This is a genomic window from Janthinobacterium lividum (assembly GCF_011601275.1).
Lineage (GTDB): Bacteria > Pseudomonadota > Gammaproteobacteria > Burkholderiales > Burkholderiaceae_D > Janthinobacterium > Janthinobacterium lividum_E.
This window is the reverse complement of the sequence record NZ_JAAOLY010000015.1, coordinates 130746-155993: the sequence shown is the minus strand read 5'-3', so window position 1 is coordinate 155993 and position 25248 is coordinate 130746. Positions and strand designations below refer to the sequence as shown.

The 25248-nt window shown below is 63.6% G+C and carries 22 protein-coding genes; 8 read left to right on the top strand and 14 right to left on the bottom strand.

Annotation, left to right across the window (positions count from 1 at the left end; genetic code table 11):
- Window positions 1-66 precede the first annotated feature (66 nt).
- The 6 genes from GYK42_RS21900 to GYK42_RS21875 all read right to left on the bottom strand — a co-directional run bounded on the left by GYK42_RS21900 (window position 67) and on the right by GYK42_RS21875 (window position 6347).
- The gene (locus tag GYK42_RS21900) at window positions 67-1095 is read right to left on the bottom strand and encodes an acyl-CoA dehydrogenase (RefSeq protein WP_166449185.1); all 1029 of its coding nucleotides are present in this window, start codon (window positions 1093-1095) and stop codon (window positions 67-69) included.
- A gap of 129 nt (window positions 1096-1224) precedes the next feature.
- Entirely contained in the window at window positions 1225-1833 is a 609-nt protein-coding gene (locus GYK42_RS21895) for a hypothetical protein (protein ID WP_166449184.1), read from the bottom strand.
- 141 nt (window positions 1834-1974) lie between these two features.
- A complete protein-coding gene (locus GYK42_RS21890; protein ID WP_166449183.1) occupies window positions 1975-4038 on the bottom strand; it encodes a methyl-accepting chemotaxis protein in 2064 nt (687 codons plus the stop codon).
- 57 nt (window positions 4039-4095) lie between these two features.
- On the bottom strand, window positions 4096-4887 hold the full coding sequence (locus GYK42_RS21885) for a TorF family putative porin (protein ID WP_240943701.1): 792 nt from the start codon (window positions 4885-4887) through the stop codon (window positions 4096-4098).
- Between the two features lie 239 nt (window positions 4888-5126).
- A complete protein-coding gene (locus tag GYK42_RS21880; protein ID WP_166449182.1) occupies window positions 5127-5540 on the bottom strand; it encodes a hypothetical protein in 414 nt (137 codons plus the stop codon).
- Window positions 5541-5633: 93 nt separating this feature from the next.
- Window positions 5634-6347, bottom strand: a complete 714-nt coding sequence (locus GYK42_RS21875) for a FadR/GntR family transcriptional regulator (protein ID WP_240943700.1) — start codon at window positions 6345-6347, stop codon at window positions 5634-5636.
- Window positions 6348-6487: 140 nt separating this feature from the next.
- Between GYK42_RS21875 and GYK42_RS21870 the strand changes: the two genes are divergently transcribed.
- The 4 genes from GYK42_RS21870 to GYK42_RS21855 all read left to right on the top strand — a co-directional run bounded on the left by GYK42_RS21870 (window position 6488) and on the right by GYK42_RS21855 (window position 11228).
- Window positions 6488-7279 carry a (Fe-S)-binding protein gene (locus GYK42_RS21870; protein WP_166449181.1) on the top strand — a complete coding sequence of 264 codons (792 nt, stop codon included), beginning with the start codon at window positions 6488-6490 and terminating at the stop codon, window positions 7277-7279.
- Window positions 7276-7992: a LutC/YkgG family protein gene (locus GYK42_RS21865; RefSeq protein WP_166449180.1), complete on the top strand. Its 717-nt coding sequence runs from the start codon at window positions 7276-7278 to the stop codon at window positions 7990-7992. The genes GYK42_RS21870 and GYK42_RS21865 overlap by 4 nt, the downstream gene beginning before the upstream one ends.
- Complete coding sequence (locus GYK42_RS21860) at window positions 7989-9434, top strand: LutB/LldF family L-lactate oxidation iron-sulfur protein (RefSeq protein WP_166449179.1); 1446 nt, start codon at window positions 7989-7991, stop codon at window positions 9432-9434. Before GYK42_RS21865 ends, GYK42_RS21860 begins: the two co-directional genes overlap by 4 nt.
- 87 nt (window positions 9435-9521) lie before the next feature.
- Window positions 9522-11228: a lactate permease LctP family transporter gene (locus GYK42_RS21855; RefSeq protein WP_166449178.1), complete on the top strand. Its 1707-nt coding sequence runs from the start codon at window positions 9522-9524 to the stop codon at window positions 11226-11228.
- 58 nt (window positions 11229-11286) lie between these two features.
- Here GYK42_RS21855 and GYK42_RS21850 read toward each other — a convergent pair whose 3' ends face one another.
- Window positions 11287-11814: an NADPH-dependent FMN reductase gene (locus GYK42_RS21850; protein WP_166449177.1), complete on the bottom strand. Its 528-nt coding sequence runs from the start codon at window positions 11812-11814 to the stop codon at window positions 11287-11289.
- A 98-nt stretch (window positions 11815-11912) separates the two neighbouring features.
- Complete coding sequence (locus GYK42_RS29755; protein ID WP_131688218.1) at window positions 11913-12146, bottom strand: DUF3563 family protein; 234 nt, start codon at window positions 12144-12146, stop codon at window positions 11913-11915.
- Window positions 12147-12583: 437 nt separating this feature from the next.
- On the opposite strand from GYK42_RS29755, the gene fucP reads away from it, so the two are divergent.
- A complete protein-coding gene (gene fucP, locus GYK42_RS21840) occupies window positions 12584-13885 on the top strand; it encodes an L-fucose:H+ symporter permease (RefSeq protein ID WP_166449176.1) in 1302 nt (433 codons plus the stop codon).
- 51 nt (window positions 13886-13936) lie between these two features.
- Here the strand turns inward: fucP and GYK42_RS21835 are convergent, their stop codons facing one another.
- Entirely contained in the window at window positions 13937-14830 is an 894-nt protein-coding gene (locus GYK42_RS21835) for a LysR substrate-binding domain-containing protein (RefSeq protein WP_138829167.1), read from the bottom strand.
- A gap of 159 nt (window positions 14831-14989) precedes the next feature.
- On the opposite strand from GYK42_RS21835, the gene GYK42_RS21830 reads away from it, so the two are divergent.
- Window positions 14990-16486 (top strand): succinate CoA transferase, encoded by a 1497-nt coding sequence (locus GYK42_RS21830; protein WP_166449175.1) that lies wholly within the window; start codon window positions 14990-14992, stop codon window positions 16484-16486.
- 142 nt (window positions 16487-16628) lie between these two features.
- On the opposite strand, the gene GYK42_RS21825 is transcribed toward GYK42_RS21830, so the two are convergent.
- Window positions 16629-17291: a WHG domain-containing protein gene (locus GYK42_RS21825; RefSeq protein ID WP_166449174.1), complete on the bottom strand. Its 663-nt coding sequence runs from the start codon at window positions 17289-17291 to the stop codon at window positions 16629-16631.
- A 301-nt stretch (window positions 17292-17592) separates the two neighbouring features.
- On the opposite strand from GYK42_RS21825, the gene GYK42_RS21820 reads away from it, so the two are divergent.
- Both GYK42_RS21820 and GYK42_RS21815 read left to right on the top strand, forming a co-directional pair.
- A complete protein-coding gene (locus GYK42_RS21820; RefSeq protein ID WP_166449173.1) occupies window positions 17593-18714 on the top strand; it encodes a M14 family metallopeptidase in 1122 nt (373 codons plus the stop codon).
- 12 nt (window positions 18715-18726) lie between these two features.
- Window positions 18727-19191: a CYTH domain-containing protein gene (locus GYK42_RS21815; RefSeq protein ID WP_166449172.1), complete on the top strand. Its 465-nt coding sequence runs from the start codon at window positions 18727-18729 to the stop codon at window positions 19189-19191.
- Window positions 19192-19365: 174 nt separating this feature from the next.
- Here the strand turns inward: GYK42_RS21815 and GYK42_RS21810 are convergent, their stop codons facing one another.
- The 4 genes from GYK42_RS21810 to GYK42_RS21795 form a co-directional block, all read right to left on the bottom strand.
- Entirely contained in the window at window positions 19366-20619 is a 1254-nt protein-coding gene (locus tag GYK42_RS21810; RefSeq protein WP_166449171.1) for a DUF2863 family protein, read from the bottom strand.
- Between the two features lie 213 nt (window positions 20620-20832).
- Window positions 20833-23553, bottom strand: coding sequence for an aconitate hydratase AcnA (acnA, locus tag GYK42_RS21805; protein WP_034752089.1), 2721 nt, complete (start codon window positions 23551-23553; stop codon window positions 20833-20835).
- A gap of 88 nt (window positions 23554-23641) precedes the next feature.
- The gene (locus GYK42_RS21800; protein WP_046685733.1) at window positions 23642-24196 is read right to left on the bottom strand and encodes a hypothetical protein; all 555 of its coding nucleotides are present in this window, start codon (window positions 24194-24196) and stop codon (window positions 23642-23644) included.
- Between the two features lie 13 nt (window positions 24197-24209).
- Complete coding sequence (locus tag GYK42_RS21795) at window positions 24210-25208, bottom strand: HpcH/HpaI aldolase/citrate lyase family protein (protein ID WP_166449170.1); 999 nt, start codon at window positions 25206-25208, stop codon at window positions 24210-24212.
- Between the last annotated feature and the right edge of the window lie 40 nt (window positions 25209-25248).

Genomic DNA, 25248 nt, shown 5'->3' with positions numbered 1-25248 from the left:
GTCAGGCTAGCCCTGATCGCCGGCCCGGAGTCCATCCGGTCCGGCGATTTTTTTGCCCGTGCGCCGTCACAGCGTCCACGGATGTGCTTCCGCGCCGGCGACGATGCCGCCCAGCACGGCCTGGTCGCGTTCGGCATGGCTCTGGCGCAGGAACACGGGCAGGTCTGCCGCCAGGCGCGCGAAATGGGCGTCGCGGCACAAGGGGCCGGCGCCCAGCGCCCGGGTGGCCAGGTGCAGCACCAGGGTCGCCGCATCCTCCACGGCCAGGCGCAGGCGCAGCGCCAGGGCCATCGCATCGCTTTGCGGGTGTAGGTCGATCTCGGCGGCGCCTTCGCGCAGCAGGGCGCCGGTGGCGCGCAAGGCGCAGTCGATCTGGCCCAGTTGCGCCAGGCGCACGGGATCGGGGGCGGCGTGCTGCGCGCGCGCATGCAGGTGGCTGGCGATGGCGCAGGCCGCGCCATACCAGGCGGCCGCGATGCCGGCGCTGCCATGCCAGTAGCCGGGGCGGGCCAGATAGGCGCCGGGCGCGCCGACGGGAACGGCGCGCGCGGCGGAAAAAGTCACGTCGACGCTGGCGCAGGCGCGCATGCCGACGGCTTGCCAGCCTTCGTCCGTGACGCGCACGCCAGGCTGCGACAGGTCTACGGTGGCCAGGCAAGCCTGGTGAGCGTCGCTCCGGCAGCTGATCAAGGCATGGTCGAGGCCCTGCGCGCCGTAACACCAGGCCTTGCGCCCGTCGAGCACCTGGCGGCCATCGGCCATCTGCCGCAAATGTACGCGCGCGTCGGGCAGGTCCGCGCACCAGACGCCCCAGCTGCTGCCGACCGGCACACAGGGGCCGCCGAGTTCCGCCAGGATGGCGAGCGCATCCGTATGGCCTTCATACAGCTTGAGCAGGGACAGGTCGATGGCGGCGATGGCGGCCAGCATTTGCCAGCGCCGCAGGGTGGCGCCGTGGCCGGGCAGGGGGAGCTGGTCCAATCCCGCGTCGCGCAGGCGCCGCAAGCCTTCGATGGGGGCGAGGGCGCCGTCCTGCGGCTGCAACAGGGCAGTCAGCGCGGCGTCGGACGGCAGGGAGAACGCGTTGGTCGACATGGCAAGCTCCTTTTTTTAACAGGATAGCTTTCTGCTTTTGCAATGTCTGTCCGATTCTACACCTAGCCTTGCCAGCGGTATCGAGGCCTTGACGCTGCAGGGCCATGGACCCCGCAGCAACTCACGCGCTTATTTTTTTACGTACAGCATGTCGGGCACATAACTGCTGCCGTTATGCGAGAAGGTGTAGAGATTGTTGTCGCGCAAGAAGATGCCGCCTTTGATGGTTTGCGCCGGGCGCATGCCTTCGTCGAGCAGGCAGGTGGAACCGCCTTCATAGTCGATGCACCATTGCTGTTTGCCATCTTTCTTCACGTATTGCACGCCAGGTCCCGTGACGTTGAAGGTATAGGCGGGCATGGACAGATTCAGCTTGTCGATGCGCACGTTGGTGGCTGCCCCATTTTCCGTCAGTTTGACGAGGACGTCGGCCACGCCATCCGGTGTCGCGCTCATCTTTGCGGTCATGGTTTCCGTGCCCAGCAAGGTGCCGCTGCAGCCTGTCTTGAGATAGGTTTCGATGGTGGAGGTCAGTTCCATCGCGCCGCTGCCATCGGCCTTGGCTGCGACCACCATGGTCTGGCGTTCATGCTCGTCGCACGGCGCTTGCCAGGTACCGACGTAGGGTGCCAGCGTCGAGCCGGCATTCGAATTGCCTCCATCACTGCCGCCGCCACCGCCGCAGCCAGCCAGCAGTGCGGTGCTTGATGTCAGGAATACTGCCACGATTTTTTTCATGCTCCATCCTTTTATTCCGGCAAGCATGCGTGCCGTAGACGCGGCAACAGTATAAAAGGATGGATCAGGGGCAATTCTCACCGAATGTATTCGCCACTTGATTTACATCAAGGGCAGCTTGCAATTACCAGGCAGGGCGGCTTAAAACTCTTCCCAGTCATCGCCGGCCGGCGCCTTGGCTGGCGCTCTTGCCGCGGGCGCCGGCTTGGCCGGGGCGAGGCGCCTGGCTGGCGGCGGCGCCACTTTTGTCACCGCCGGCATTGCCTGCGGCGTCGTTTGTTGTTGTGCGCCCAGCTTGAATACGCTGACCACCTCGGCCAGGTGGCTGGCCTGGTCTTGCAGGCTTTCGGCGGCGGCCGCCGCTTCCTCGACCAGGGCCGCGTTCTGCTGCGTCACGCCATCCATCTGCGCCAGCGCCTGGTTGACTTGCGCGATGCCGTCGCTTTGCTCGTTGGTGGCGACGCTGATGTCGGCCATGATGGCGGTCACCTTGCGCACGCTGTCGACCACCTGTTCCATGGTGGCGCCCGCTTCGTCGACGAGCTTGCTGCCGGCCGCCACCTTGCCGACGGAGTCGTCGATCAGCAGCTTGATTTCCTTGGCGGCCGCCGCCGAGCGCTGCGCCAGGTTGCGCACTTCCGTGGCGACGACGGCGAAACCGCGCCCCTGTTCACCCGCGCGCGCCGCTTCCACGGCCGCGTTCAGGGCCAGGATATTCGTCTGGAAGGCGATGCCATCGATGACGGAAATGATGTCGACGATCTTGTTCGACGAGTCGTTAATCGACGTCATGGTTGCTATCACCTTGCCGACCACTTCGCCGCTCTTTTGCGCCACGCTGGAGGCGGAGGCGGCCAGTTGATTGGCCTGGCGCGCATGGTCGGCGTTTTCCTTGACGGTGCCCGTCAGCTCTTCCACCGAGGCGGCCGTTTCTTCCAGCGAACTGGCCTGCTGCTCCGTGCGGGCCGACAGGTCGTTATTGCCTTGCGCAATTTCCGCACTGGCGCGGGCCACGTTGTCGGCACTGGCTTGCACTTGCAGCAGCACGGCGTGGATTTTTTCCACGAAGGCGTTGAAGCCCTTGCCGATCACGGCCAGCTCGTCGGTACCCTTGACTTCCAGCTTGACGCGCAGGTCGGCGTCGCCGCTCGACAGGTCCGTCATGGTGCGGCCCAGGGTACGCAGGGGACGCGTCAGCTGGTTGACGACGAGAATCAGAATGCCGGCCGTGGCCGCCGCGCACAGCAGGGCGACGATCAGGGTATAGATCATCAGGTCGCGCGCCGAGGCCGTAGCCACGCTTTTCGGGAAATTCAGTTCCACGCTCCATGGCGCGATATCGGGGTGGATCTGCAGCGGCTGCAGCAAATGGATGTAGCCCTTGTCGTCCTCGTATTCATACGACTGGCCCTGGCGCACCTTTTCCAGGCCGGCCGCCGGCACGTCGTCGGCTTTCTTGCCGAGACGATCAGGCACGGGGTGGCTCGCGTACAGGCCGCCGTTCGAGATCAGGGCCAGCTTGCCGCCCTCGATCACTTTCAGGTCGGCGAGGATTTTCGCCAGGCGCGTGAGCATGAAGTCGGCGCTGGCCACGCCCTTGAAGCTGCCGTCGATCATGATGGGCGCCACCAGCGAGGCCATCAGGACATTCTTGCCATCGACGGGGTAGATGTATGGTTCCGTAAAGTAAGTCTTGCCTGTGCGCTTGGGCACGTCATACCAGTCGTTGGCGCCCGGTTTCTGGTCGAAGACGATGGGTTCGACTTGCAGCTTGCCGCCGGCGCCCCGTGTCCAGTAGGGCATGAAGCGGCCGCTGGCGTCGTAGTACGGTTTCTGGTTGGCGAAATCCGCATCTTTGCCGTCGAGCGCGTTCGGCTCCCACGTCACCGCCGAGCCCAGCAAGTCTTCGGAACTGGTCAATGTTGCCTTGGTCAGTTCATTGATCTGTTCGCGCTGCAGGGGCAGGCTGGCGCTCTTGGTGCCGCGCATGGAGCCGGCCAGGCTGGACACGCTGGACAGATTGCTGGCAATGCGCGCCTGCAGGGCGCCTGCCACTTCGCGCGCCGACGTGCGCGCCAGGTCCAGCGCGGCCGCTTCGGCGCTGGCGCTGCTCTTGTAGCCGATCACCGCCGCCGTGACGCCGAGGCTGAGGACGGCTAGCGCGGTGGCGGCGACGCAGATTTTACTGTTCAGTGAGAGTTGCATGATGCTGTTCCTTGATGGGGAGGGGTATTGGTGTCATGGACGTCGCGGATGGCGCGCCTAGAACGTCTTGCTGATGGCCAGCACGAAGGTGGCCGCGGCGGGATTTGACGTGTCGAACTGGCCGGCCGCATTCGGGATGCCGAGGGTGTAATGGTCGTAGGCATCGGTGGCGCCCCAGGCGCGCGTGAGTGCGGCGCTGGCGCTCCAGCCGCCGTCGAAGGCCCGGGTGACGCCGACCTTGGCGTCGCGCCAGTTCCACATGGCATTGCCCGTGCCCGCCACCCGGCCATTTCCGGCGTGCAGGTTCAAGCTCCAGGCATTGCCCAGGTCGACATTCGCGCCCACGTCCAGGTAGCCCGTGCCGCGCGCATTCGTGATGCCGAAGAAGTCGCGCGTGACTGTGCGGTTGTACTTGGCGTACAGCATCTTGTAACTGAGGCCCAGTGACAGTTCGCCATAGTCGTATTTCACGCCCGTGGCGCGGTAGACGGCGCCCGGATATTTGTAATAGTAGGCCAGCACGCTGTAGCCGAATTCGCCCACTGTGCCGCTGTAGCCGCCGTACAAGTCCCATTCGACGGTCGCATCCTCGATATAGCGGTCGCTGACGGTGGAAGCCCAGGTGCCCAGCGACCAGCCGCTCGGGTGCGCGTAGTCGGCCCCCGCCTGCAGGGCCGGTTTGCCCCAGGTCTGGCGAAAGCCGCGCGAAATGTATTGCGAGGTGAGACTGGCATTGGCGCTGAAGGTGGCGGCAGTGCTGTCCGTGCTCTGCGCCTGCACGGGCACGGCGGCCAGTAAGAAGAGGCAGCCGAGCAAGGATGTGGCAGGAAAATGGTGGTGCGATGGCATGACAGTCAGCTCCGTATTTGCTGGCAGCGGCCGTCCAGGCGCGTTGCCCTGATGGTTGCAATAAAAATGCGGAATGGACTTTTGTGAAGGCAAGGCGGCTTGTCTGCATGCCCGCATGAACAGGCACACATTCTCACCAAACGTAACCGAAAGGATAGGGGCTGGGGCTAGTGGAAGTCAATAAAGTTGCGCTGCGGAAAGCGTAAGTTGTTGTTTCCTGGCACTTTTTCATGCGCCTGTCACATTTGCGGCCTGCCACGGCTGGCCGTCTGTTGCAAGCCTGCCAGCAAGCCGGGCAGCGCCGCATGCAAGGCTTCCAGGTCGCCAGCATCCATATCGGCCTGCATTTCCACCCGGCCCGATGGCTGGCCCCAGACGACCTGGGCGCTGAGCCGGGCTCCCGACTCGAGACCCGTGACGCTGACCAGCAGGGCGACTTCTTCCGGGGCATCGTCGGGAACATCTTCGAGCAGGCAGGAAATGCCGAAGTGATAATCCTGGAAAGCGCTGGCCGTGCCGCTGGAAAAGGCGAAGACGGAGGCGAGCGCCCGTGGCGCGGCGACCGAGAGTGCGGGCAGGGCGGCGCGGAACAGGGGCAGCAAGTCGTTTTCCAGCTGGCGCACCAGCGGATGGGTGTGGGCGAGGACGGTCATGGCAGAGGGATCAGTTGGCGGCGCGCGATGTTAGCAGTTTTTGCGGCCGCTGTGCGCTTGTACTGGTCCTGGGCATTGGTCCTACCAGTGGTGTCAATCGTCATCGCTCGTGACGCGCGTGCGCACGAAATCGATGTGGCTTTGCATGGCCGTGCGTGCCTCTTCCGGCTGGCTGGCGCAGATCGCTACGCACAAGGTGCGGTGCTGCGACAGCAGGTGCAGCGAGGTGGCGTCGTCCTGCTGGCGCAAGCCCGTGCCATTGATGGTGATGTGTTCGCGCAGCATGCCGATGATGCTGGTGTGCAAGTGCAAAAACATGGTGTTGTGCGACGCCTGCGCGATGACTTCATGCAGGCGGGCATCGGCCTGCGCCTCGCCGTGCTTGTCGTCGCTGGCGCGCGCCTGTTCCAGCTCGGCCAGCAACGCCATGATTTGCGCGCGCTCGTCGCCGCTGGCCCGCTGCGCCGCAAAGTAGGCCGTCGCCCCTTCCAGCACGCGGCGAAATTCCAGGATGTCGTCGCGCAGGGCGGGGTGGTCGGCCACCAGCTGGCTCCACGGCGACGCCATGCCGGTGCGCAATTGATCCGTCACGAATACGCCGGCGCCGCGCCGGCTGCGCACCAGGCCCCGCGCCGCCAGCCGCTGTACGGCTTCGCGAACGGTGTTGCGCGAAACCTCATATTGCTGCGCCAGCAGGCGCTCGGCCGGCAGCTGCGCGCCCGCCGGCAAGCTGCCGTCCAGCAGGGCCGTTTCCAGCCGGCGCATCACCATCTCGACCCTGCCCCGCGTCTGCATGCCTGTCGCCATCGCTGTCTTCCGGTGTTGTTTTAAAGTGGTCCGAGCAATTTGAAGTGGCTCGCGGAAGCTGGAATTATGCGTGAACCGGTCATTCTTAACAACACACAGCGGCGCCGTAGCAACACACAGAGCGCCGGGGAGACACACTCATGCAGCCAGACCCGCGCCAGCCGCGCCGCTATCCGTCCGCACCGCTCCAGGTGTACCTGTTCGCCACATGCCTGGTCGACCTGTTCGTGCCGCAGGCGGGACTCGATGCCGTGCGCCTGCTGGAACGGGAAGGCTTGCTGGTGCATTATCCGCGCGGCCAGAGCTGCTGCGGCCAGCCCGCCTACAGCAGCGGCAACCCGGAACAGGCGCGCGCCGTGGCCCGCGCCCAGTTGGATCTGTTTGCGCAGCCGTGGCCCGTGATCGTGCCGTCCGGTTCCTGCGCCGGCATGATGCGCCACCACTGGCCGCAGCTGTTCCAGGACGATCCCGTCGCCGGCCCCAAGGCGGCGGAATTGGCCGAGCGCGTGTATGAACTGAGCGAATTTCTTGTCTGCGTGCTGCAGCTTGACCTGGCCGGCATGGCTGCCGCAGGGCAGGCCGATGAAAACGTGGTGCTGCATACCTCGTGCGGTGCGCGCCGTGAAATGGGCACGCGTCTGCACGGCGTGGCCCTGGTCGACGCCTTGCCCGGCGTGACCCGCATCGAACACCAGCGCGAATCGGAATGCTGCGGCTTCGGCGGCACGTTCTCGCTAAAACACCCCGATATTTCCGGCGCCATGGTCAGTGACAAGATCGCATCGGCCTGCGCCACGGGCTGCGACCGGCTCGTCTCGGCCGACTGCGGCTGCCTCCTCAATATCGGCCACGCCGCCCAGCACCAGGGCGCGCCGCTGCCCGTCGAGCACCTGGCCAGCTTCCTGTGGCGCCGCACGGGAGGCGCGCCATGAGTACGTCATTGACCGCCCGCGAACGCATGCTGGGACGCCTGCGCGCCGCAGCCCCTTCCGCACCCGAAGCGGTGGAGATCATCGATATGGCCATCGACCAGCATTACCTGGCGCGCCGCGCCGCGTCACCGCTGTCGGCACGGGACAGGATCGCCGCCATGCAGGCAGCCTTGCGCGCCTCGCATGCGGAGGTCGATTGCGTCGGCGTGGACACCTGGCCCGCCTTGCTGGCGCGGCGCCTCGGCGAACACGGCGTGCGCCGTTTGCTGCTCGATACCGGCAGCGCCGAAGGGCAGGCCTTGGAGGCCGCCTTGCCGGCTGGCGTGGAAACGCTGTCTTTCGCGCGTCCGCTGGCGCAGTGGAAGGGCGAATTGTTCGACACCGTCGATGCGGGATTTACCGTCGCGCGTTCCGGCATCGCCGCCACGGGCACCCTCGTCATCGCGCCCGATGCGGCCACGCCGCGCACGGTGTCCCTGGCGCCGCCCCTGCATATCTGCCTCGTGCATGCGAGCACCTTGCACGTGGACTTGCACGCGGCGGCGCGCGGCGAGCGCTGGATGGACGGCATGCCGGCCAACCTGGTGCTGGTGTCGGGCCCCTCGAAAACGTCGGATATCCAGCAAACGCTGGCCTATGGCGCGCATGGTCCGCGCTGGTTGTGGGTGCTGATCATCGATGATTTATCTGCCCATGAAGGAGGCCAGCCATGAACGCCAAGCCCCTGCAATTCGTCACACCGGCGAACTTCCATGCGCGCGCCCGCGCCGCGCTGGACGACCCGAAACTGCGCCAGAGCTTTCGCGGCGCCATGGATTTTTTACAGGACAAGCGCACGGCGCAATTCCCCGACGGCGACGAACTGGAACGCCTGCGCGATATCGGCGAAGCCGTGCGCCGGCACGCGCTGGCGCGCCTGCCCGATTTGCTGGTGCAACTGGAAGAGCGGCTGACGGCGGCCGGCGTGCAGGTGCACTGGGCCGAGGATGGCGAGCAGGCCAACGCCATCATCCACGCCATCGCCGAGAGAAATCGGGCGACGCGCTTCATCAAGGGCAAGTCGATGGCCAGCGAGGAAATCGAGCTCAATCACTACCTGGAAGCGCGCGGCATGACGTGCCTGGAATCGGACATGGGCGAGTACATCGTGCAGCTGGCCGGCGAAAAGCCGTCGCACATCGTCATGCCGGCCATTCACAAGACGAAGGCCGACATCGCCGGCCTGTTCGCCGAGCATATCCCCGACGCGCCCTACACGGAAGACGTCGACAGCCTGATCCAGACGGGCCGGCGCGCCCTGCGCCAGGCCTTCGTCGAGGCCGACATCGGCCTGTCGGGCGTGAATTTCGCGGCGGCCGACACGGGCACCCTGTGGCTGGTGGAAAACGAGGGCAATGGCCGGCTGACGACGTCCGTGCCGGACGTGCACATCGCCATCATGGGCATGGAAAAAGTGGTGGCCAAGCTCGAACACATCGTGCCGCTGGCCAGCCTCCTGACGCGTTCGGCCACGGGGCAGGCCATCACCACGTATTTCAACCTGATTTCCGGCCCGCGCCGCGCCGGTGAAAAGGACGGGCCGCGCGAAGTGCACCTGGTCTTGCTCGACAACGGCCGCAGCCAGGCCTACGCCGACGAGCAATTGCGCGCCACGCTGCAATGCATACGCTGCGGCGCCTGCATGAACCACTGCCCCGTCTATACGCGCATCGGCGGCCACGCCTACGGCACCACGTATCCGGGGCCGATCGGCAAGATCATTTCGCCCCACTTGCTGGGGCTCGATGCGACGGCGGACCTGGCCACCGCGTCGAGCCTGTGCGGCGCCTGCGGCGAGGTGTGCCCCGTGCGCATCCCGATTCCCCAGCTGCTGGTGCGCCTGCGCACGGAAGCGAACCGCAATCCGCATGAGGAAGTCAGCCATCCGCTGCGCGGGCAGGGCGCCAAGTTCAGCCGCGGCGAAAGCCTGATCTGGCGCTTCTGGAGCGGCGCCTTCGCACGGCCCGCCAGCTACCGGCTGTTCCGCTGGGCCGCCACGCGGCTGCGCATGCTGACGCCACGCGCGCAGCTGGGCTGGACGCAGCACCGCAAGCCCTTGACGCCGGCGCCGCGCAGCCTGGCCGACATGCTGAACGCGCGGGGCCAGGAAGAGTAGCGCCGGCCCCCACAGAAAAATACGCCGCAAAAAAAATAGAGCAAAGCCGTTTTTCAATCAACCCGCATCCACCGGAGGAGACCCGACATGCAAACCTGGACCCAACTTTATACACCGCTCGGCAGCTTGTGGCTGTCGTCGCTGGCGGCAGCCATTCCCATCATTTTCTTCTTCATCGCCCTGGCGGCGCTGCGCATCAAGGGACATGTGGCGGCCGCAGTCACCCTGGCGCTGGCGCTGGCTGTGGCCATCTTCGCGTACGGCATGCCCGTGCCGCAGGCGCTGGCGGCGGCCGGCTACGGTTTTGCGTACGGCTTGTGGCCCATCGCCTGGATCATCGTCACGGCCGTCTTCCTGTACAAGATCGTTGTGAAAACGGGGCAGATCGACATCATCCGCGCCTCCGTGCTGTCGGTCACGGACGACCAGCGCCTGCAGGTGCTGCTGATCGGCTTTGCCTTCGGCGCCTTCCTGGAAGGGGCGGCCGGTTTCGGCGCGCCCGTGGCGATCACGTCGGCCTTGCTGGTGGGCCTGGGCTTCAACCCGCTGTACGCGGCAGGCCTGTGCCTGATCGCCAACACGGCGCCCGTGGCCTTCGGCGCCATGGGCATCCCCATCATCGTGGCGGGCCAGGTGACGGGCATCGACCCCTTCCTGATCGGCGCCATGGCGGGCCGCCAGTTGCCGCTGCTGTCGCTGCTGGTGCCATTCTGGCTGGTCTTCATGATGGATGGATTCCGCGGCGTGCGCGAAGTGTGGCCGGCCGCGCTGGTGACGGGTTTGAGCTTTGCCGTCACCCAGTACTTCACGTCGAACCATATCGGTCCTGAACTGCCGGACATCACCTCGGCCCTCGTCAGCCTGGTGTCGCTGACCCTGTTCCTGAAAGTGTGGCAGCCGAAGAATGCGAAAGTGGCGCATGCCGTCGGCGGCGGCGTGGCCGCGCTGTCCGGCTTCGGCGGTGCGGGCGGTGCTGCGGCCGTGCGCGGCGCCGGCAACCGCGCCGCCTCGCCCTACACGATGGCGCAGACCATGCGCGCCTGGGCGCCGTTCGGCCTGTTGACGGCCATCGTCACCGTGTGGAGCCTGCCGGGCTTCAAGGCGTTGTTTGCCGCTGGCGGCGCCTTGTCTGGCCTGGTCATCAAGATCCACGTGCCCTACCTCGACAAGCTGGTGATGAAGACCATGCCCATCGTGGTAGAGCCGAAGGCGTATGACGCCGTGTTCAAGCTCGATCTGCTGTCCGCCGTGGGTACGGCGATCTTGCTGACGGCCGTGCTGTCGATGCTGATGCTGCGCATGAAGCCGCGCGAGGGTTGGAAGGCGTTTGTGGAAACGATCATGGAGTTGCGCCGTCCCGTGCTGTCGATCGGCCTGGTGCTGGCGTTTGCCTTTGTCGCCAATTACTCGGGCATGTCGTCCACCCTGGCCCTGCTGCTGGCCGGCAGCGGCGCCGCCTTCCCGTTCTTCTCGCCATTCCTGGGTTGGCTGGGCGTCTTCCTGACGGGTTCCGACACCTCGTCGAATGCCTTGTTCTGCTCCCTGCAAAATACGACGGCGCACCAGATCGGCGTGTCCGACACCCTGATGGTGGCGGCCAATACGACGGGCGGCGTGACGGCGAAGATGATCTCGCCACAGTCGATCGCCGTCGCCTGCGCGGCGACCGGCCTGGTGGGCAAGGAATCGGACCTGTTCCGCTTTACCTTGAAGCACAGTCTGTTGTTTGCCGTCATCATCGGCATCATCACCATGCTGCAGGCCTACGTGTTCACCGGCATGATTCCGCATTGAGCGGTCCGTAGAAGTACGTAGTAAAACTAGATGAATTGATAGTGAAACGTGCAGAAGGTCATGAAAATGACCTGATGCACTGCAACATATCGAAGATGGCCCGGCGCAATGCCGGGTCCGCGGCGATGCCTTCCGCATCGAGACCCGACCCCAGCAGGGGCAGGCTGATGCAGGCCTCGTCGATCAGGCGCGCCGACATGGTGCGCACCGTTTCGCGCAGGGCCGCCTGCGCATGGTTGGCGCGCGGCGAGGCGTTCAGCAGCACCAGCGGCTTGTCGATGAACGATTCATTTCCCACCATCCAGTCCAGCGCGTTTTTCATGGGGCCGCTCACGCCGTGCGCGTATTCGGGGCTGGCCAGCATCAGCACGTCGGCCGCCAGGATGGCGTCGCGCAGGCCAGTCACGGCCGGCAAGCTGTCGGCGTCGAGGTCGGGATTGAACAGCGGTAATTGCCCGAGTCCCTGATAGATGCGGATGTCGAATGGCGATGGCGCAAGCCCGGCGATGGCGCGCAGCAGGGCGGTGTTCAGCGAGGCAGCGCGCAGGCTGCCGGCGATGGCGAGAATGGTGATGGGCGTGTGCATCCCGCCTGTATAGCCCATCCTGTGCTCAAGCGCAAGGCGAGCAGGATGGCGCTATCGATGTTGCAACAGCCGGTGAGCGACTGGGTACTGCGTCACTCTTAACGGCTCAGGCCGCTCATCCAGCTTGGCTGCGGGTTGGCACGGGCCAGTTCGCGCATGCGGTATTCCAGATCGTAGCGGTCCGTCGATTCGGCCAGGTAGGCTTCTTCGTAAGCGCGTTCGCGGCGGTCGCTGCTGTGGTTCAGCCAGGCGCCAACACGTTTGGCGGCGTGGACCAGGGTGGCGACGATATTGCTGTTTTGCGTGGTGTGGTAAGTAAATGCGGTAGACATGGCAGACTCCTTTGAGTGGCGTGCCGCGTTGTGCTGCACTGCAATATAAGTATAGCGATTCCAAGTTATAAGGCTACTTTTGATTTCAAATGTCGGCTATTCATTTTTAGAATAACAGGCGGGAAAGCTGCGCAATACGGGGCTTTAAGGCATAATGCGGGCGCAGTATCGTAGTTTTACTACAAGACTGTTTTGTCCTGAATGTTGTTTTCTGACGCAGCCCGAAGGCGTGCCGCGCCCACAAGACATCATTTTGGCGAGAAACGGTCGGCCGTGCGCCTGCCGCGCGCAAGTAGCGCCATGCCTGCCCCTGTTTTACTGATGGCAGTCATGGCCCACGCTGATATCTGCGTGATGCTTGCGCGTCCTGGTGCTGCCCGGGTGGAAACGCTTCCATGCCTGGCAAGATCAACTTGGAATTGAAAAATGGAGAAGGTATGGAATACGTAAAGCAAGGCCAGGGCGTACCGTCCGCACAGGCCGGCACGCAAAACAATACGGGCGCCCTGATCATTGTCACGGTGCTGTTTTTCATGTGGGGACTGCTGACATCGCTCAATGATGTGCTGATTCCCCATCTGCGCTCGATCTACACCCTGACGTATGTGCAGGCGATGCTGGTGCAGTTCTGCTTCTTTGGCGCTTACGCCATCGTTTCGCTGCCCGCCGGCATGCTGATCAAGAAAATCGGCTACCAGCGCGGCGTCGTCGCCGGCCTGCTGATCGCGGCCGCCGGCTGCGCCATGTTCTACCCGGCGTCGACCGGCAGCTATGCGCTGTTCCTGTTGTCCTTCTTCATCCTGGCGGCCGGCATCACCGTGCTGCAGGTGGCGGCCAACCCGTACGTGACGGAACTGGGCGACCCGCAGACGGCGTCGAGCCGTTTGACCCTGACGCAAGCGTTCAACGCGCTGGGCACCACCGTGGCGCCTGCGCTGGGCGGCATGCTGATCTTGTCGGGCACCGTGCTGACGGTGCAGCAGTTCGACCTGCTGCCGGCGGCCGAGCAGCTGGCTTACCGCGCCAAGGAAGCCGCTTCCGTGCAAGGCCCGTATCTGGTGCTGGCCGCCACCCTGGTGATCCTGGCCGTGCTGTTTGCGCTGGCAAAACTGCCGAAGATTTCGCATGCCGATGATGCGGCCGCCCTGGCGCACGATGGCAACAAGGTATCGATCTGGTCGCACCGCCACCTGGTGCTGGGCGCGCTGGCCATCTTCCTGTACGTGGGCGGTGAAGTCAGCATCGGCAGCTTCCTGATCAACTTCCTGGGCGAGAGCCATATCGCTGGCCTTAGCCACGCCGACGCCGCCTATTTCGTCAGCTATTACTGGGGTGGCGCCATGCTGGGCCGCTTCGTCGGCTTTGCCGTGATGCGCTATGTCAGCCCGGGCAAGACCCTGGCCTTCAACGCCGCCGTCGTCATCGCGCTGATCCTCGTCGCCGTGTTCTCCAGTGGTCACACGGCCATGTGGGCCTTGATCGCCGTCGGCCTGTTCAACTCCATCATGTTCCCGACCATCTTCAGCATGGCCTTGAACAAGCTGGGTGCGCAAACGGGACAAGGTTCGGGCATCCTGTGCATGGCCATCGTCGGCGGCGCCATCGTGCCGTTCATCCAGGGCTTCCTGGCCGACCACATCAACCTGCAGCTGTCCTTCCTCGTGCCGGCCGTGTGCTACACCTTCATTCTGTACTTCGGCTGGAAGTACGCCAGCATGTACAACGACAGCGCCAAGTAAGCAAGGTGGCGTGATCAAGCAAAAGGGTGGCCTCGGCCACCCTTTTTTGCGTCAGTGCGCGAACGGCGTGCCCAGCACGTCCTGGCATACCTCGAGCCAGGCGCGCGCCGCGTGCGACAGATAGCGCCCGCTCCAGATATGCGCCACCTGCCACGCCACCTCCGGCTCGACGATGCGCACAGCCTCCAGCGGTTCGCCGGCCAGGCGGTGGATGAACGGCTCGGGCAGCAGGGCCACGCCCAGGCCCGCCGACGCCATCGCCACCAGCCAGTCCCATTGCCCGCTCTGGGCCGCGATCGTCGGCGCAAAGCCAGCTTGCACGAAATGCTGGCGCAGGCTGCGCGTGAGGGCGAAATCATCCTTCAATAACACCAGCGGCAAGTCGGCCAGCGCCTTGAAGGGCAGGGTTGTGCGGTTTTTCTGGAACGTGCCCGGCTCGGCCAGGGCCCAGATCGGGTAGCTGGCCACTTCCACGGCCACCAGATCGAGTTCCGGGTCGGCCGGCAGCACCGTCATGCCGATTTCCAGCTCGCCGGCCGCCACCTGGCGTTCGATCTGCTGGCCCGTGTCTTCCTGCAGTGTCAGGCTGATGTTCGGATGGCGCGCGCGAAACGCCTTTAATACGGGCGTAAACAGCACATTGATCATGGGCGGGATGCCGACCGTCAGGCTGCCGCGCTGCAAGGCTTGCGTGTCGCGCACTTCCAGCGTCAGCTGGCGCATATTGGCCAGCATTTCCTGGCCGTGCTGGTAGACGATGCGGCCCGTGTCCGTCAGGGTCAGCTTGCGCCCGTCGCGCACCAGCAGCTGCGCGCCCACCTCGTCTTCCAGCTGGCGCACCATCTTGCTGATGGTCGACTGGGTCAGGTGCAGCGATTCGGCCGCCTGCGTAAAGCTCGACAGGCGCACGGTTTCCACGAAATAGCGCAGGGAACGGATATCCAAGAGGGTGCTCGGCGTTGGCAAGGCATGAAAATATCGACTGGATGTGGCGAAATTAATTCATGCCATGCATGTGACCGCGATTTTATACTGATTCCACTTATGGGGCTGGTGTATGACAGCCATCCAGTTTGAGAATATGAAGAAGATCAGGAGCATCAGATGTACGAGGACCGTATCCGCCACCCGGGCTTGCTCGGCAAAATAATGAGCGCCGATGAGGCAGCCAAATTATTCCACAACGGCATGCGTGTCGGCATGAGCGGCTTTACCCGTGCCGGCGACGCCAAGGCCCTGCCGCGCGCGCTGGCCGAGCGCGCCCTGCAAGATCCATTAAGCCTGACCCTGATCACGGGCGCTTCGCTGGGCAATGGCAGCGACGGTTTGATGGCCGAGGCGGGCGTGCTGGCGCGCCGCATGCCGTTCCAGGTCGACCCTGTGCTGCGCGGCAAGATCAACGATGGTGAAGTCATGTTCATCGACCAGCATCTGTCGGAGACGGCCGAGCAGCTGCGTTCGGGCAACCTGGCCGCCGTCGATATCGCCGTCATCGAAGCAACAGCCATCACGGCGGCCGGCGCCATCATCCCGACCATGTCGGTGGGTAACTCCGCCGCCTTTGCCCAGCAGGCCACGCAGGTGATCATCGAGATCAACCTGTCCACGCCGCTGGCGCTGGAAGGCTTGCACGACATTTATATACCGCAAACCTTGCCGGGGCGCGAGCCGATTCCCCTCACGCGCGTCGACCAGCGCCTGGGCAGCACGGCCATCGCCATCGACCCGGCCCGCATCGCCGCCATCGTCATCACGGACAGCCCCGACAGCCCGTCGAACGCCTTGCCGCCCGACGCGGAAACGCAGGCGATCGCCGGCCACGTGATCGCCTTCCTGCAAGGCGAAGTGGCGGCCGGACGCATGGGGCCGGAACTGCTGCCCCTGCAGGCGGGCATCGGCACCATCGCCAACGCCGTGCTGCATGGCCTGATCGGCTCGCCCTTCCAGAACATGACGATGTATTCGGAAGTGCTGCAGGACAGCGCCATCGAGCTGCTCGATTCGGGCCAGCTGGCGTTTGCCTCGGCCTCGTCGATCACCTTGTCTGCCGCCGTGCACCAGAAGCTGATGGACAATATCGACCATTACCGCGCGAAGATCGTGCTGCGTCCGCAAGAGATCAGCAACCATCCCGAGATTGTGCGCCGCCTGGGCATCATCGCGCTGAACACGGCGCTCGAGTTCGATATCTACGGCAACGTCAATTCCACGCACGTGTGCGGCACGCACATGATGAACGGCATCGGCGGCTCGGGCGACTTCGCACGCAATGGGCAAGTGTCGATGTTCGTGTCGAAATCGGCGGCCAAGGGCGGGCGTATTTCCAGCGTCGTGCCGATGGTCTCGCATGTGGACCATACGGAGCATGACGTCGACGTGCTGGTGACGGAATGGGGTTTTGCGGACTTGCGCGGCCTGGCGCCGCGTGAACGGGCGCCGCTGATCATCGAGCGCTGCACGCATCCCGATTACCGCGCGCAGCTGCGTGCCTATTACGATGCGGCATGCCAGCGCGGCGGCCATACGCCGCATATCCTGGAGCAAGCGCTGTCGTGGCATGCGCGCTACCAGGAAACGCAGAGCATGCTGGCAGCGCAGTAAGCTTCGCCAGCATCAAGACAGGGCAGGTCGGTGGACCACCGTTCATGTCGCACTCCTTCGCGCGAACCGCGCCGTATCAGCGCAGGCGGCTTCACCCGACTGTCCGCTTTTTTGACGGGTGCGGTTTGCGCTGGATCAGACGTCAGGAAACGGGCGCAAAGCGCAGGCGGATGCCTGCCGTGACGACGGCGAGCAAGTCGTCGATATGCGCGTTCATTTCCGGGTGCGGCGTCCATGGGTCGCCCGCATCCATGACGATACGCAGCGACACGAGGCCGTGCAGCGACTGCCAGAAGATTTGCGTCATCGTGTGCAGCGCCAGCTCGTCCTGGCGTACCTGGCCCGCGTGCGCCAGTTCGCCGAACAGGTGCAGTGCGTAGGCATACGGGTCTTGCTCGATATTGCCGTGTTCGACGTCGACGGCGTCGACTTCCGCGTGCGGACGCAGTTCCATGAAAATCAGCGAATACTCATCGGGATGCTGGAAGCCGTACTCGATGTAGGCGCGGCCGACGAGGCTGATGCGTTCCCACGGGTCAATGCTGGTGTCGCAGGCGGTGCGCATGGCGCGCACCAGTTCCAGCAAGTCCTTGTCCATGGCCTGGGCGATCAAGGTGGCCTTGTCGCGGAACAGGGCATACACGACGGTGGTGGAAAAGCCGGCCGCCTCGGCCACCTTGCGGATGGAAACGGCGCGCGCGCCGCCTTTCTTGATGAGGTCTTTGACGACGTCGATGATGTGCTCGCGCCGCGCCTGCGCCTCGCGTAATTTTCTTTCCTGAATATTGGTCAGCTTCTTGTCCACGACTCTTTCCTGGCGACTCTATGAAAGCAGGAATTATAGGGGGCCGAGGGGCCGCCAATGTTTCTGGCATTGTTACAATTCAGTTTTTTGTCCGGTAGATGCGACAGTGGACCGATTTTTCGCGCTTTTGCCAGGCACTTTTCCATCGATGCCCCGGAATGGTGCATAAATTACTTGGCCGGCTTTGCGAACGGGGTCAAAGGGCGGAAAATAGCGGGATAGCTTACACTGCGTTTTTTAGCGCAACGGCGCTGGCCCACGAGGCAACGCCGGAACACTTACATTCGGACGGGATCATTACATGACCATTAAAATCAGCCAGAACTTCGACTCGGGCGCCATCGACGTGGTGAGCGCCACCAATGCCGGCGCCATCGACCTGAACTTGCGCAAGGATAGTCACGCCGACATCCACCAGTGGTTCCACTTCCGCCTGCAGGGCGCGCGCGGCCAGGCATGCACGATGCGCTTCCTGAACGCGGGCCAGGCCACCTATCCGGCCGGCTATGAAGACTACCAGGCCGTGGCCAGCTACGACAGCGAAAACTGGTTCCGCGTGCCGACCTCGTTCGACGGCCAGGTCATGACGATTTCGCACACGCCGGAACTCGACAGCGTGTACTACGCCTACTTCGAACCGTATTCGTGGGAGCGCCATCTGCGCCTGCTGGGCGAAGTGGCCGAGCATCCGCTGGCGCGCGTATCCGACCTGGGCAGCACGGTCGACGGCCGCGACATGAACATGGTCACCATCGGCAACCCGCAAGCGGAAAAGAAAATCTGGGTCATCGCGCGCCAGCATCCGGGCGAATCGATGGCTGAATGGTTCGTCGAAGGCCTGATCGACTCGCTGCTCGACGACGCCAACCCGATCGCGCGCAAACTGCTGCAGCGCGCCGTGTTCCACATCGTGCCGAACATGAACCCGGACGGCTCCATCCGCGGCAACCTGCGCACGAATGCGGCAGGCGCCAACCTGAACCGCGAATGGATGACGCCTTCGCTGGAATCGAGCCCGGAAGTGCTGTGCGTGAAAAACAAGATCCACGAAACGGGCGTCGACATGTTCTTCGATATCCACGGTGATGAAGCGCTGCCGTACAACTTTGTGGCCGGCAATGAAATGCTGGAAAACTTCACGCCGGCGCAAGCGGCGCACCAGAAGGCCTTCATCGAGCGCTACAAGCAGGCCAGCCCCGACTTCCAGGACAAGTTCGGCTACGCCGCCAGCAAGTACAAGTCGGACATGCTGACCCTGGCGTCGAAATACATCGGCCACCACTTCGGCTGCCTGGCGCTGACCCTGGAAATGCCGTTCAAGGAAAACGCCGACTTGCCGGATCCGGCCGTGGGCTGGAACGGCGCGCGCAGCGCGGCACTGGGCGCGGCCATGCTGCAGCCTATCCTGCTGTCGCTGGATTGAACGGCGTTGATCATGGGCGTCGAGATCGAGCGTAAATTCCTGCTGGCCGGCGATGCCTGGCGCGGCCTGGGGCAGGCGGTGCTGCTGCGCCAGGGCTATCTGTCGTCCGCGCGCGAACGCGTGGTGCGCGTGCGCATCGAGGGCGAACAGGCGATGCTGACCATCAAGGGCGCCAACGTGGGTGCCACGCGCGGCGAGTGGGAGTATCCGATTCCGCTGGCCGACGCCGCCGAACTGCTCGACGGCCTGTGCGAACAGCCGCTGATCGAAAAGTATCGCCACCGCATCGAACACGCGGGCATGGTGTGGGAAGTCGACGAGTTCCTCGGCGCCAATGCCGGGCTGCTGGTGGCCGAGATCGAGCTGGCTTCGGAAGACCAGCCCTTCGAGACACCTGAGTGGATCGGCGCGGAAGTCTCGGGCGATGCGCGCTATTACAATGCGAATTTGATCCGCCACCCGTTTTCACAGTGGTGATGGTGTTGTAAATGACGTTGCAATGAAAAAGGCGGAACCGAGGTTCCGCCTTTTTTTGTATGCGCTGGTGGTGTTGTCGGATTACGCGCCGCGCGCTAATCCGACCTACAGCCCATACCGGCATCGTAGGTCGGATTAGCCGGTACGGCGTAATCCGACCATGCCTTTACAGCATCAGTGGAAGTGTTCCGTGCCTTGCGGCGTATCTTCCGGCATTTCCGCATGCGCCAGCTCGCCGACAGGATCGGCAAACAGAGGCGCGCCGCAATCGTCGCAGTATTCACCGACAAAACGTTCCGCGTGGCGCTTGATCTGCGTCACGCCGGCGGCGTTCAGGTGCTCGATGATTTCATCGACGGGCGTCTTTTGCTTGTCCAGCGCGGCGATGCCGACCTGGATCAGGCCTTCGATCGGCGTGCCATCCTCGTCTTCCTGGCCGTACAAAGGCCAGACGATGCCGTAGATGACGTCCGGCGCCTGGCGCAGGGTGAAGGCGATGCGGTACTCGTCCACCTGGCCGTCGGCCGCTTCCTCGCCGAAGCCGGCGATGACGGCGCGCAGTTCCGACGGCTCGATGGCCAGGGTATGCGTCAGGTAGTGCACGGCGGCCCGTACGGAGACGGGACGTATCAGCTTGTCCGCTTCGCGGCATGCCACGTAATACGCTTCCGGCAGCAGCAATTCCAGGCCGCAGCCGGGCAGCAGGCGGGCGAACGTCGGCGTGGCCTGCGTGCGCCATTGTTCCAGGGCGGCGCTGCGTTCGGCGATGAAGTCGAGCTGGCTGGCCGGTGTCTGCCAGCGGAACAGCGGGGCGCCGCTTGGCGCCACCACGGCCACCAGCAGGTAACGCGTATCGGCCAGGAAGGGCGCCGTTTCCGCTTCTTTGCCCGAGGGCTTGACGGCCGTGCCTTTCAGGGCGGCCAGGGCCAGCTTTTGCGTCTTGGCATAGGTTTCGACGTGGCTGCGCGGCAGCTGGTCGATCGAATACAGCGTTGGGGCCATGGCCATCTTCGTGCCGTCGGCCAGCAGGTGGGCGGCGAAATGCGCCGACAGCACGCCGTGCGCGTCGCCGGCCATGGGGCCGGAAGCGATGGAAAAGCGCGTCCACGCGAGGATGGGCACGGCGACGAGCAGGGCGTCGTAGCGCACGTCTTCATGCGTGATGACGGTCGATTCGCTGACGGCTTCAACGCAGTCCATCAGCACGTCGTAGGCGTTCAAGTCATCCTTGAACAGGCTGCCCAGGGTGTTGTCGATGGTGTCCTGGTGGCCGGTTTTGAGTAATTTCTGGAGCTGCGTATCCAGGCTGTGTTCCCAGGACCGCTCTTCGAGACGGCTGGCTGCCTGTACGATCGCCTGGGCAAAGGTGACCAGGCGCTGGCTGTCGGCAGTCAGTTTATGGGATGAATCTTTGGAAGGACGACGCATAGCGGGATAAGAGTCTCGGAAAGTGAAAAAAATGGATCAGTCAAACAATGATAAACCCTTATAACCGTATTGTAGAGGATTCAGCCGCACGCAATACGTAAGCTGTCCTTAGATCATGCCAATAGTCGAAATTTCAAGTCGGAACGGGATGCAGGGACGAAAAAAAGCGCCGGTCGGAACCGGCGCTTCGATCTTGCATCACAGCTGGGCTGATTACTCGGCCAGCAGTTGACGCAGCACGAATGGCAGGATACCGCCATGCTTGTAGTAATCGACTTCGATCGGCGTATCAATGCGCAGCAGGACTTTGACTTCCTGGCTGCTGCCGTCGGCGCGGTGGATCACCAGGGTAGCCAGTTGCTGTGGCTTGATTTCGCCTTCGAGGCCTTTCAGGTCGAAGGTTTCCTTGCCCGTGATGCCCAGGGTTTGCACGCTGTCGTCGCCGATGAATTGCAGCGGCAGCACGCCCATGCCCACCAGGTTCGAGCGGTGGATACGCTCGAACGAACGGGTGATCACGGCTTTCACGCCCAGCAGTTGCGTACCTTTTGCCGCCCAGTCGCGCGACGAGCCCGTACCGTACTCTTCGCCGCCGAAGACCATGGTTGGCGTGCCTTCAGCAACATACTTCATCGCTGCGTCGTAGATCGACATTTCTTCACCGGAAGGCTGGTGAATCGTGATGCCGCCTTCGACCGCCGAACCGTCTGCCTTGGCAGGGATCATGCGGTTTTTGATACGCACGTTGGCGAACGTGCCGCGCATCATGATTTCATGGTTGCCGCGACGCGAGCCGTAGGAGTTGAAGTCCGCTTTCAGGACGCCGTTTTCCTTCAGCCATTTGCCTGCAGGACCGTTTTCCTGGATCGAGCCGGCTGGCGAGATGTGGTCGGTGGTGATGGAATCGCCGAACACGCCCAGTGCGCGCGCGCCTTCGATGCCGGTGGCCACTGCCGCTGGCGTCATCGAGAAGTTGTCGAAGAACGGAGGTTCCGCGATGTAGGTCGATTTTGGCCAGTTGTAGACTTGACCGGAGACGGTCGTGACTTTTTCCCACAGCTTGCCTGGTGCGCCCTTGACGTCGGCGTAGTTGTCCTTGAACACCTTGGCGTTCATGGCGAACTTCATCATGGCCGACACTTCAGCCGAGGTCGGCCAGATGTCGCCCAGGTAGACGTCCTTGCCGCCCTTGCCCTTGCCGACCGGTTCCGTCATCAGGTCGCGCGTCATGTTGCCGGCGATGGCGTAAGCGACGACCAGCGGTGGCGAGGCGAGGAAGTTGGAGCGGATGTTCGGGTGAATGCGCGCTTCGAAGTTGCGGTTGCCCGACAGTACGGCCGACGCGACGATGTCGTGCGTGGCAATGGCTGCGTTCAGCTCAGGCGTCAGGTCGCCCGCATTGCCGATACAGGTTGTGCAGCCGTAGGCGGTCACGCCGAAGCCCAGTTTTTCCAGGTAGGGCAGCAGGCCGGCGGCCGTCAGGTACTCGGTCACGACGCGCGAGCCAGGGGCCAGCGAGGTCTTGATGTGCGGCGCGACTTTCAGGCCGGCTTCCACGGCTTTCTTGGCCAGCAGGCCGGCGGCCAGCATCACGCTCGGGTTCGAGGTGTTGGTGCACGAGGTGATCGCGGCGATCAGCACGTCGCCGTTCGACACTTTCACGCCGTTCGTCGTTTCGTACACGGCAGCCAGGTCGGCCGGATTCTTGTTGAAGCCGTTTTCCGTGGTTGGCTTGGCGAACAGCTCGGCGAAGTTCGCCTTGACGTTGCCGATTTCGATACGGTCTTGCGGGCGTTTCGGGCCGGCCAGCGACGGAGCGACCGACGCCAGGTCCAGTTCCACCACGCGGGTGTAGTCGATCTCGCCGGCTTTTGGCACGCCGAACAGGTTTTGCGCCTTGAAGTAGCCTTCGAACGCGGCGATTTCAGCCTTGCTGCGGCCGGTGCCCTTGAAGTAATCGATGGTCGCTTCGTCGACCGGGAAGAAGCCCATGGTCGCGCCGTATTCCGGTGCCATGTTGGCGATCGTCGCGCGGTCCGTCAGGGTCAGCGATTCCGTGCCTTCGCCGAAGAATTCGACGAACTTGCCGACGACTTTTTCTTTGCGCAGCAATTCGGTGATGGTCAGTACCAGGTCGGTGGCGGTGCAGCCTTCGCGCAGCGCGCCCGACAGGTTCACGCCGATGACGTCAGGCGTCAGGAAGTAGACCGGTTGGCCCAGCATGCCGGCTTCCGCCTCGATGCCGCCCACGCCCCAGCCGACCACGCCGATGCCGTTGATCATGGTGGTGTGCGAGTCGGTGCCGACCAGGGTGTCAGGGTAGTACACGTCGCCGGCTTTCTTGCCTGCGTGGTGCACGCCGCGCGCCAGGTATTCCAGGTTGACCTGGTGAACGATGCCGAAGCCTGGTGGCACGACGCCGAAGGTGTCGAATGCCTGCATGCCCCATTTCATGAACTGGTAACGCTCGTTGTTACGCGAGAATTCCAGTTTCATGTTCAGGTCCAGCGCTTTCTTTTCGCGGTAGTGATCGATGGTGACAGAGTGGTCGACCACCAGATCGACCGGTACCAGCGGTTCGATCTTCTTGGCGTTGATGCCCATCTTGGCGGCCACGTTGCGCATCGCCGCCAGGTCGGCCAGCAGAGGAACACCGGTGAAGTCTTGCAGCACGACGCGCGCCACTACGAACGGGATCTCGTCGGTGCGCTCGGCGGTCGGGCCCCAGCTCGCCAATTGCTTGACGTGTTCTTCGGTGACTTTTTTGCCGTCGCAGTTGCGCAATACCGATTCGAGCACGATACGAATCGACACTGGCAGGCGGGAGACATTGATGCCCAGGCTTTTTTCCAGCGCAGGCAGGGAGTACAGCTTGCCCTTCTTGCTATCCGAAATATTAAAGTCCTTGAGCGTGTTCAGAGTGTTGCGGGACATGACCTCTCCTTGTTGGGTATCGTCTATTTATTGATTATTCAAATTACAAAACATGACTGAGCCCCCGAAGAGGCCCTTGCTACGCACATCAGCCGCCGGTCGCCGGCAGCACGCCCAGCGATGGCGCGGCTTCCACCACTGCCGTCGGCTTGGCTTGCTCCGCATCCTTGCATTCATTGGCCAGCTGGCGGCCCTGCTTGGAATCGAGCAGCATGCCTTTGGCCGGGATGCCGATCCACACGAGACCGTACAGACGGTTCTCGAAGCGGTTGGCGCCGGTGGTGGTTCCAACGCGGCTCAGGCGATGCAGGCGCTTCTTCCAGCGCAGGGCGATGTGTTTGTCGTCAGTAGCATTGGTGTAGATGGTAATTTTATTACCAAGTTCGCAATTGAAATCGGTGGAAGCCGAGCCGGCGGTGTCCGGTTCGTCCGATTCTTCCTTGTCGGCGACCGACATGGCCAGCGGATGGGCTTCCTTGGCGGCTGCCTTGGCCTTGCTGGTCTTGGCCTTTGGCTTGGCTTTGACAGCCTTGACGGCCTTGGGATTTGCCTCTGCCGTGGCGGCGAAGCTGGCTGGCGCCAGCGTGAGGGTCATGGCGCCCAGCGCGACGCTGCAGGCAATTGCTAATTTGGAGAGGGACATCGTGTAATTCCTGTCAGTTTTCAGTGGTGCTGGAAGAGGGGGCGTTAAGTAATGCAGCGGCCGCCTCGGGCAGGCCGAGGCCCGCCAGTTTGGCGCGTTGCAAAACGGTCCAATAATATCGGTAGCTGGCGCGGTCGTGCAAGCGGCCATTTTGCGCAATCGGTCCCCAGTTGGCGCGCAGCGCTTCATTGAGGATGTTGCTGGCCTCGTTGACTTCGGACAGGCGCGGAGTGAAGGCCTTGATGATGGGCTTGATCTGGTCCGGGTGGATGCTCCACATGCGCGTGTAGCCGAACTCGGCTGTCGCGCGCTGGGCGTCGTTGGCCACCACGGCCGAATCGCGCACGTCCGTCGTCACGTTATGCGACGGCACCTTGCCGTGCGCGTGGCAGGCGGCCGCCACTTCCAGTTTGGCGCGCACCACCAGCGGGTGCGTGAACTGGCCCGGCGTGCGCATGGCGGCGGCGGGAATGGCGCCGTAGTGGGCCGAAACGAAATCCATGATGCCGAAGGACAGGCATTCGACCTGGGGCAGGGCGGCGATGGCGTAGGCTTCGCGCAGCGCGCCATGCGTCTCGATCAGGATGTGCACGGGCAGGTTGTCGCGGCCGGCGCGGCGCGCGTGCAGGTTGATCAGGTCGATGGCCAGCATGGCGTCCTGCACGCCGGCCACCTTGGGCACGGCGATGTAGGCCAGGCGGGACGCGGCGCTGCAGATGATTTCCACGTCGCGCACGAAAAACGGGCTGTCGACGTCGTGCACGCGCACGCCGATGCGGTTGAACTGGTTCTCGTCGCTGGCCAGCAGGCCGGCGATCATCAGGGCGTGGGCTTCTTCATTGCCGGCGCTGGCGCCGTCTTCGCAGTCGAACGTGATGTCGAACAGGGGGCCAAGCTCTTGTTGCAAAGCAATCGATTTACGCATCAGCTTTTCAGAGCCGGCGTAGTGGTCGCAAGCGGCGAGCAACAGCGGCTGGCGTTTGCCTTGGAATAAAACCTCGGAAGGGTGCATGCTTAAGGCATTTCTGCAGGTAAAAACTACTTGAGAAAAC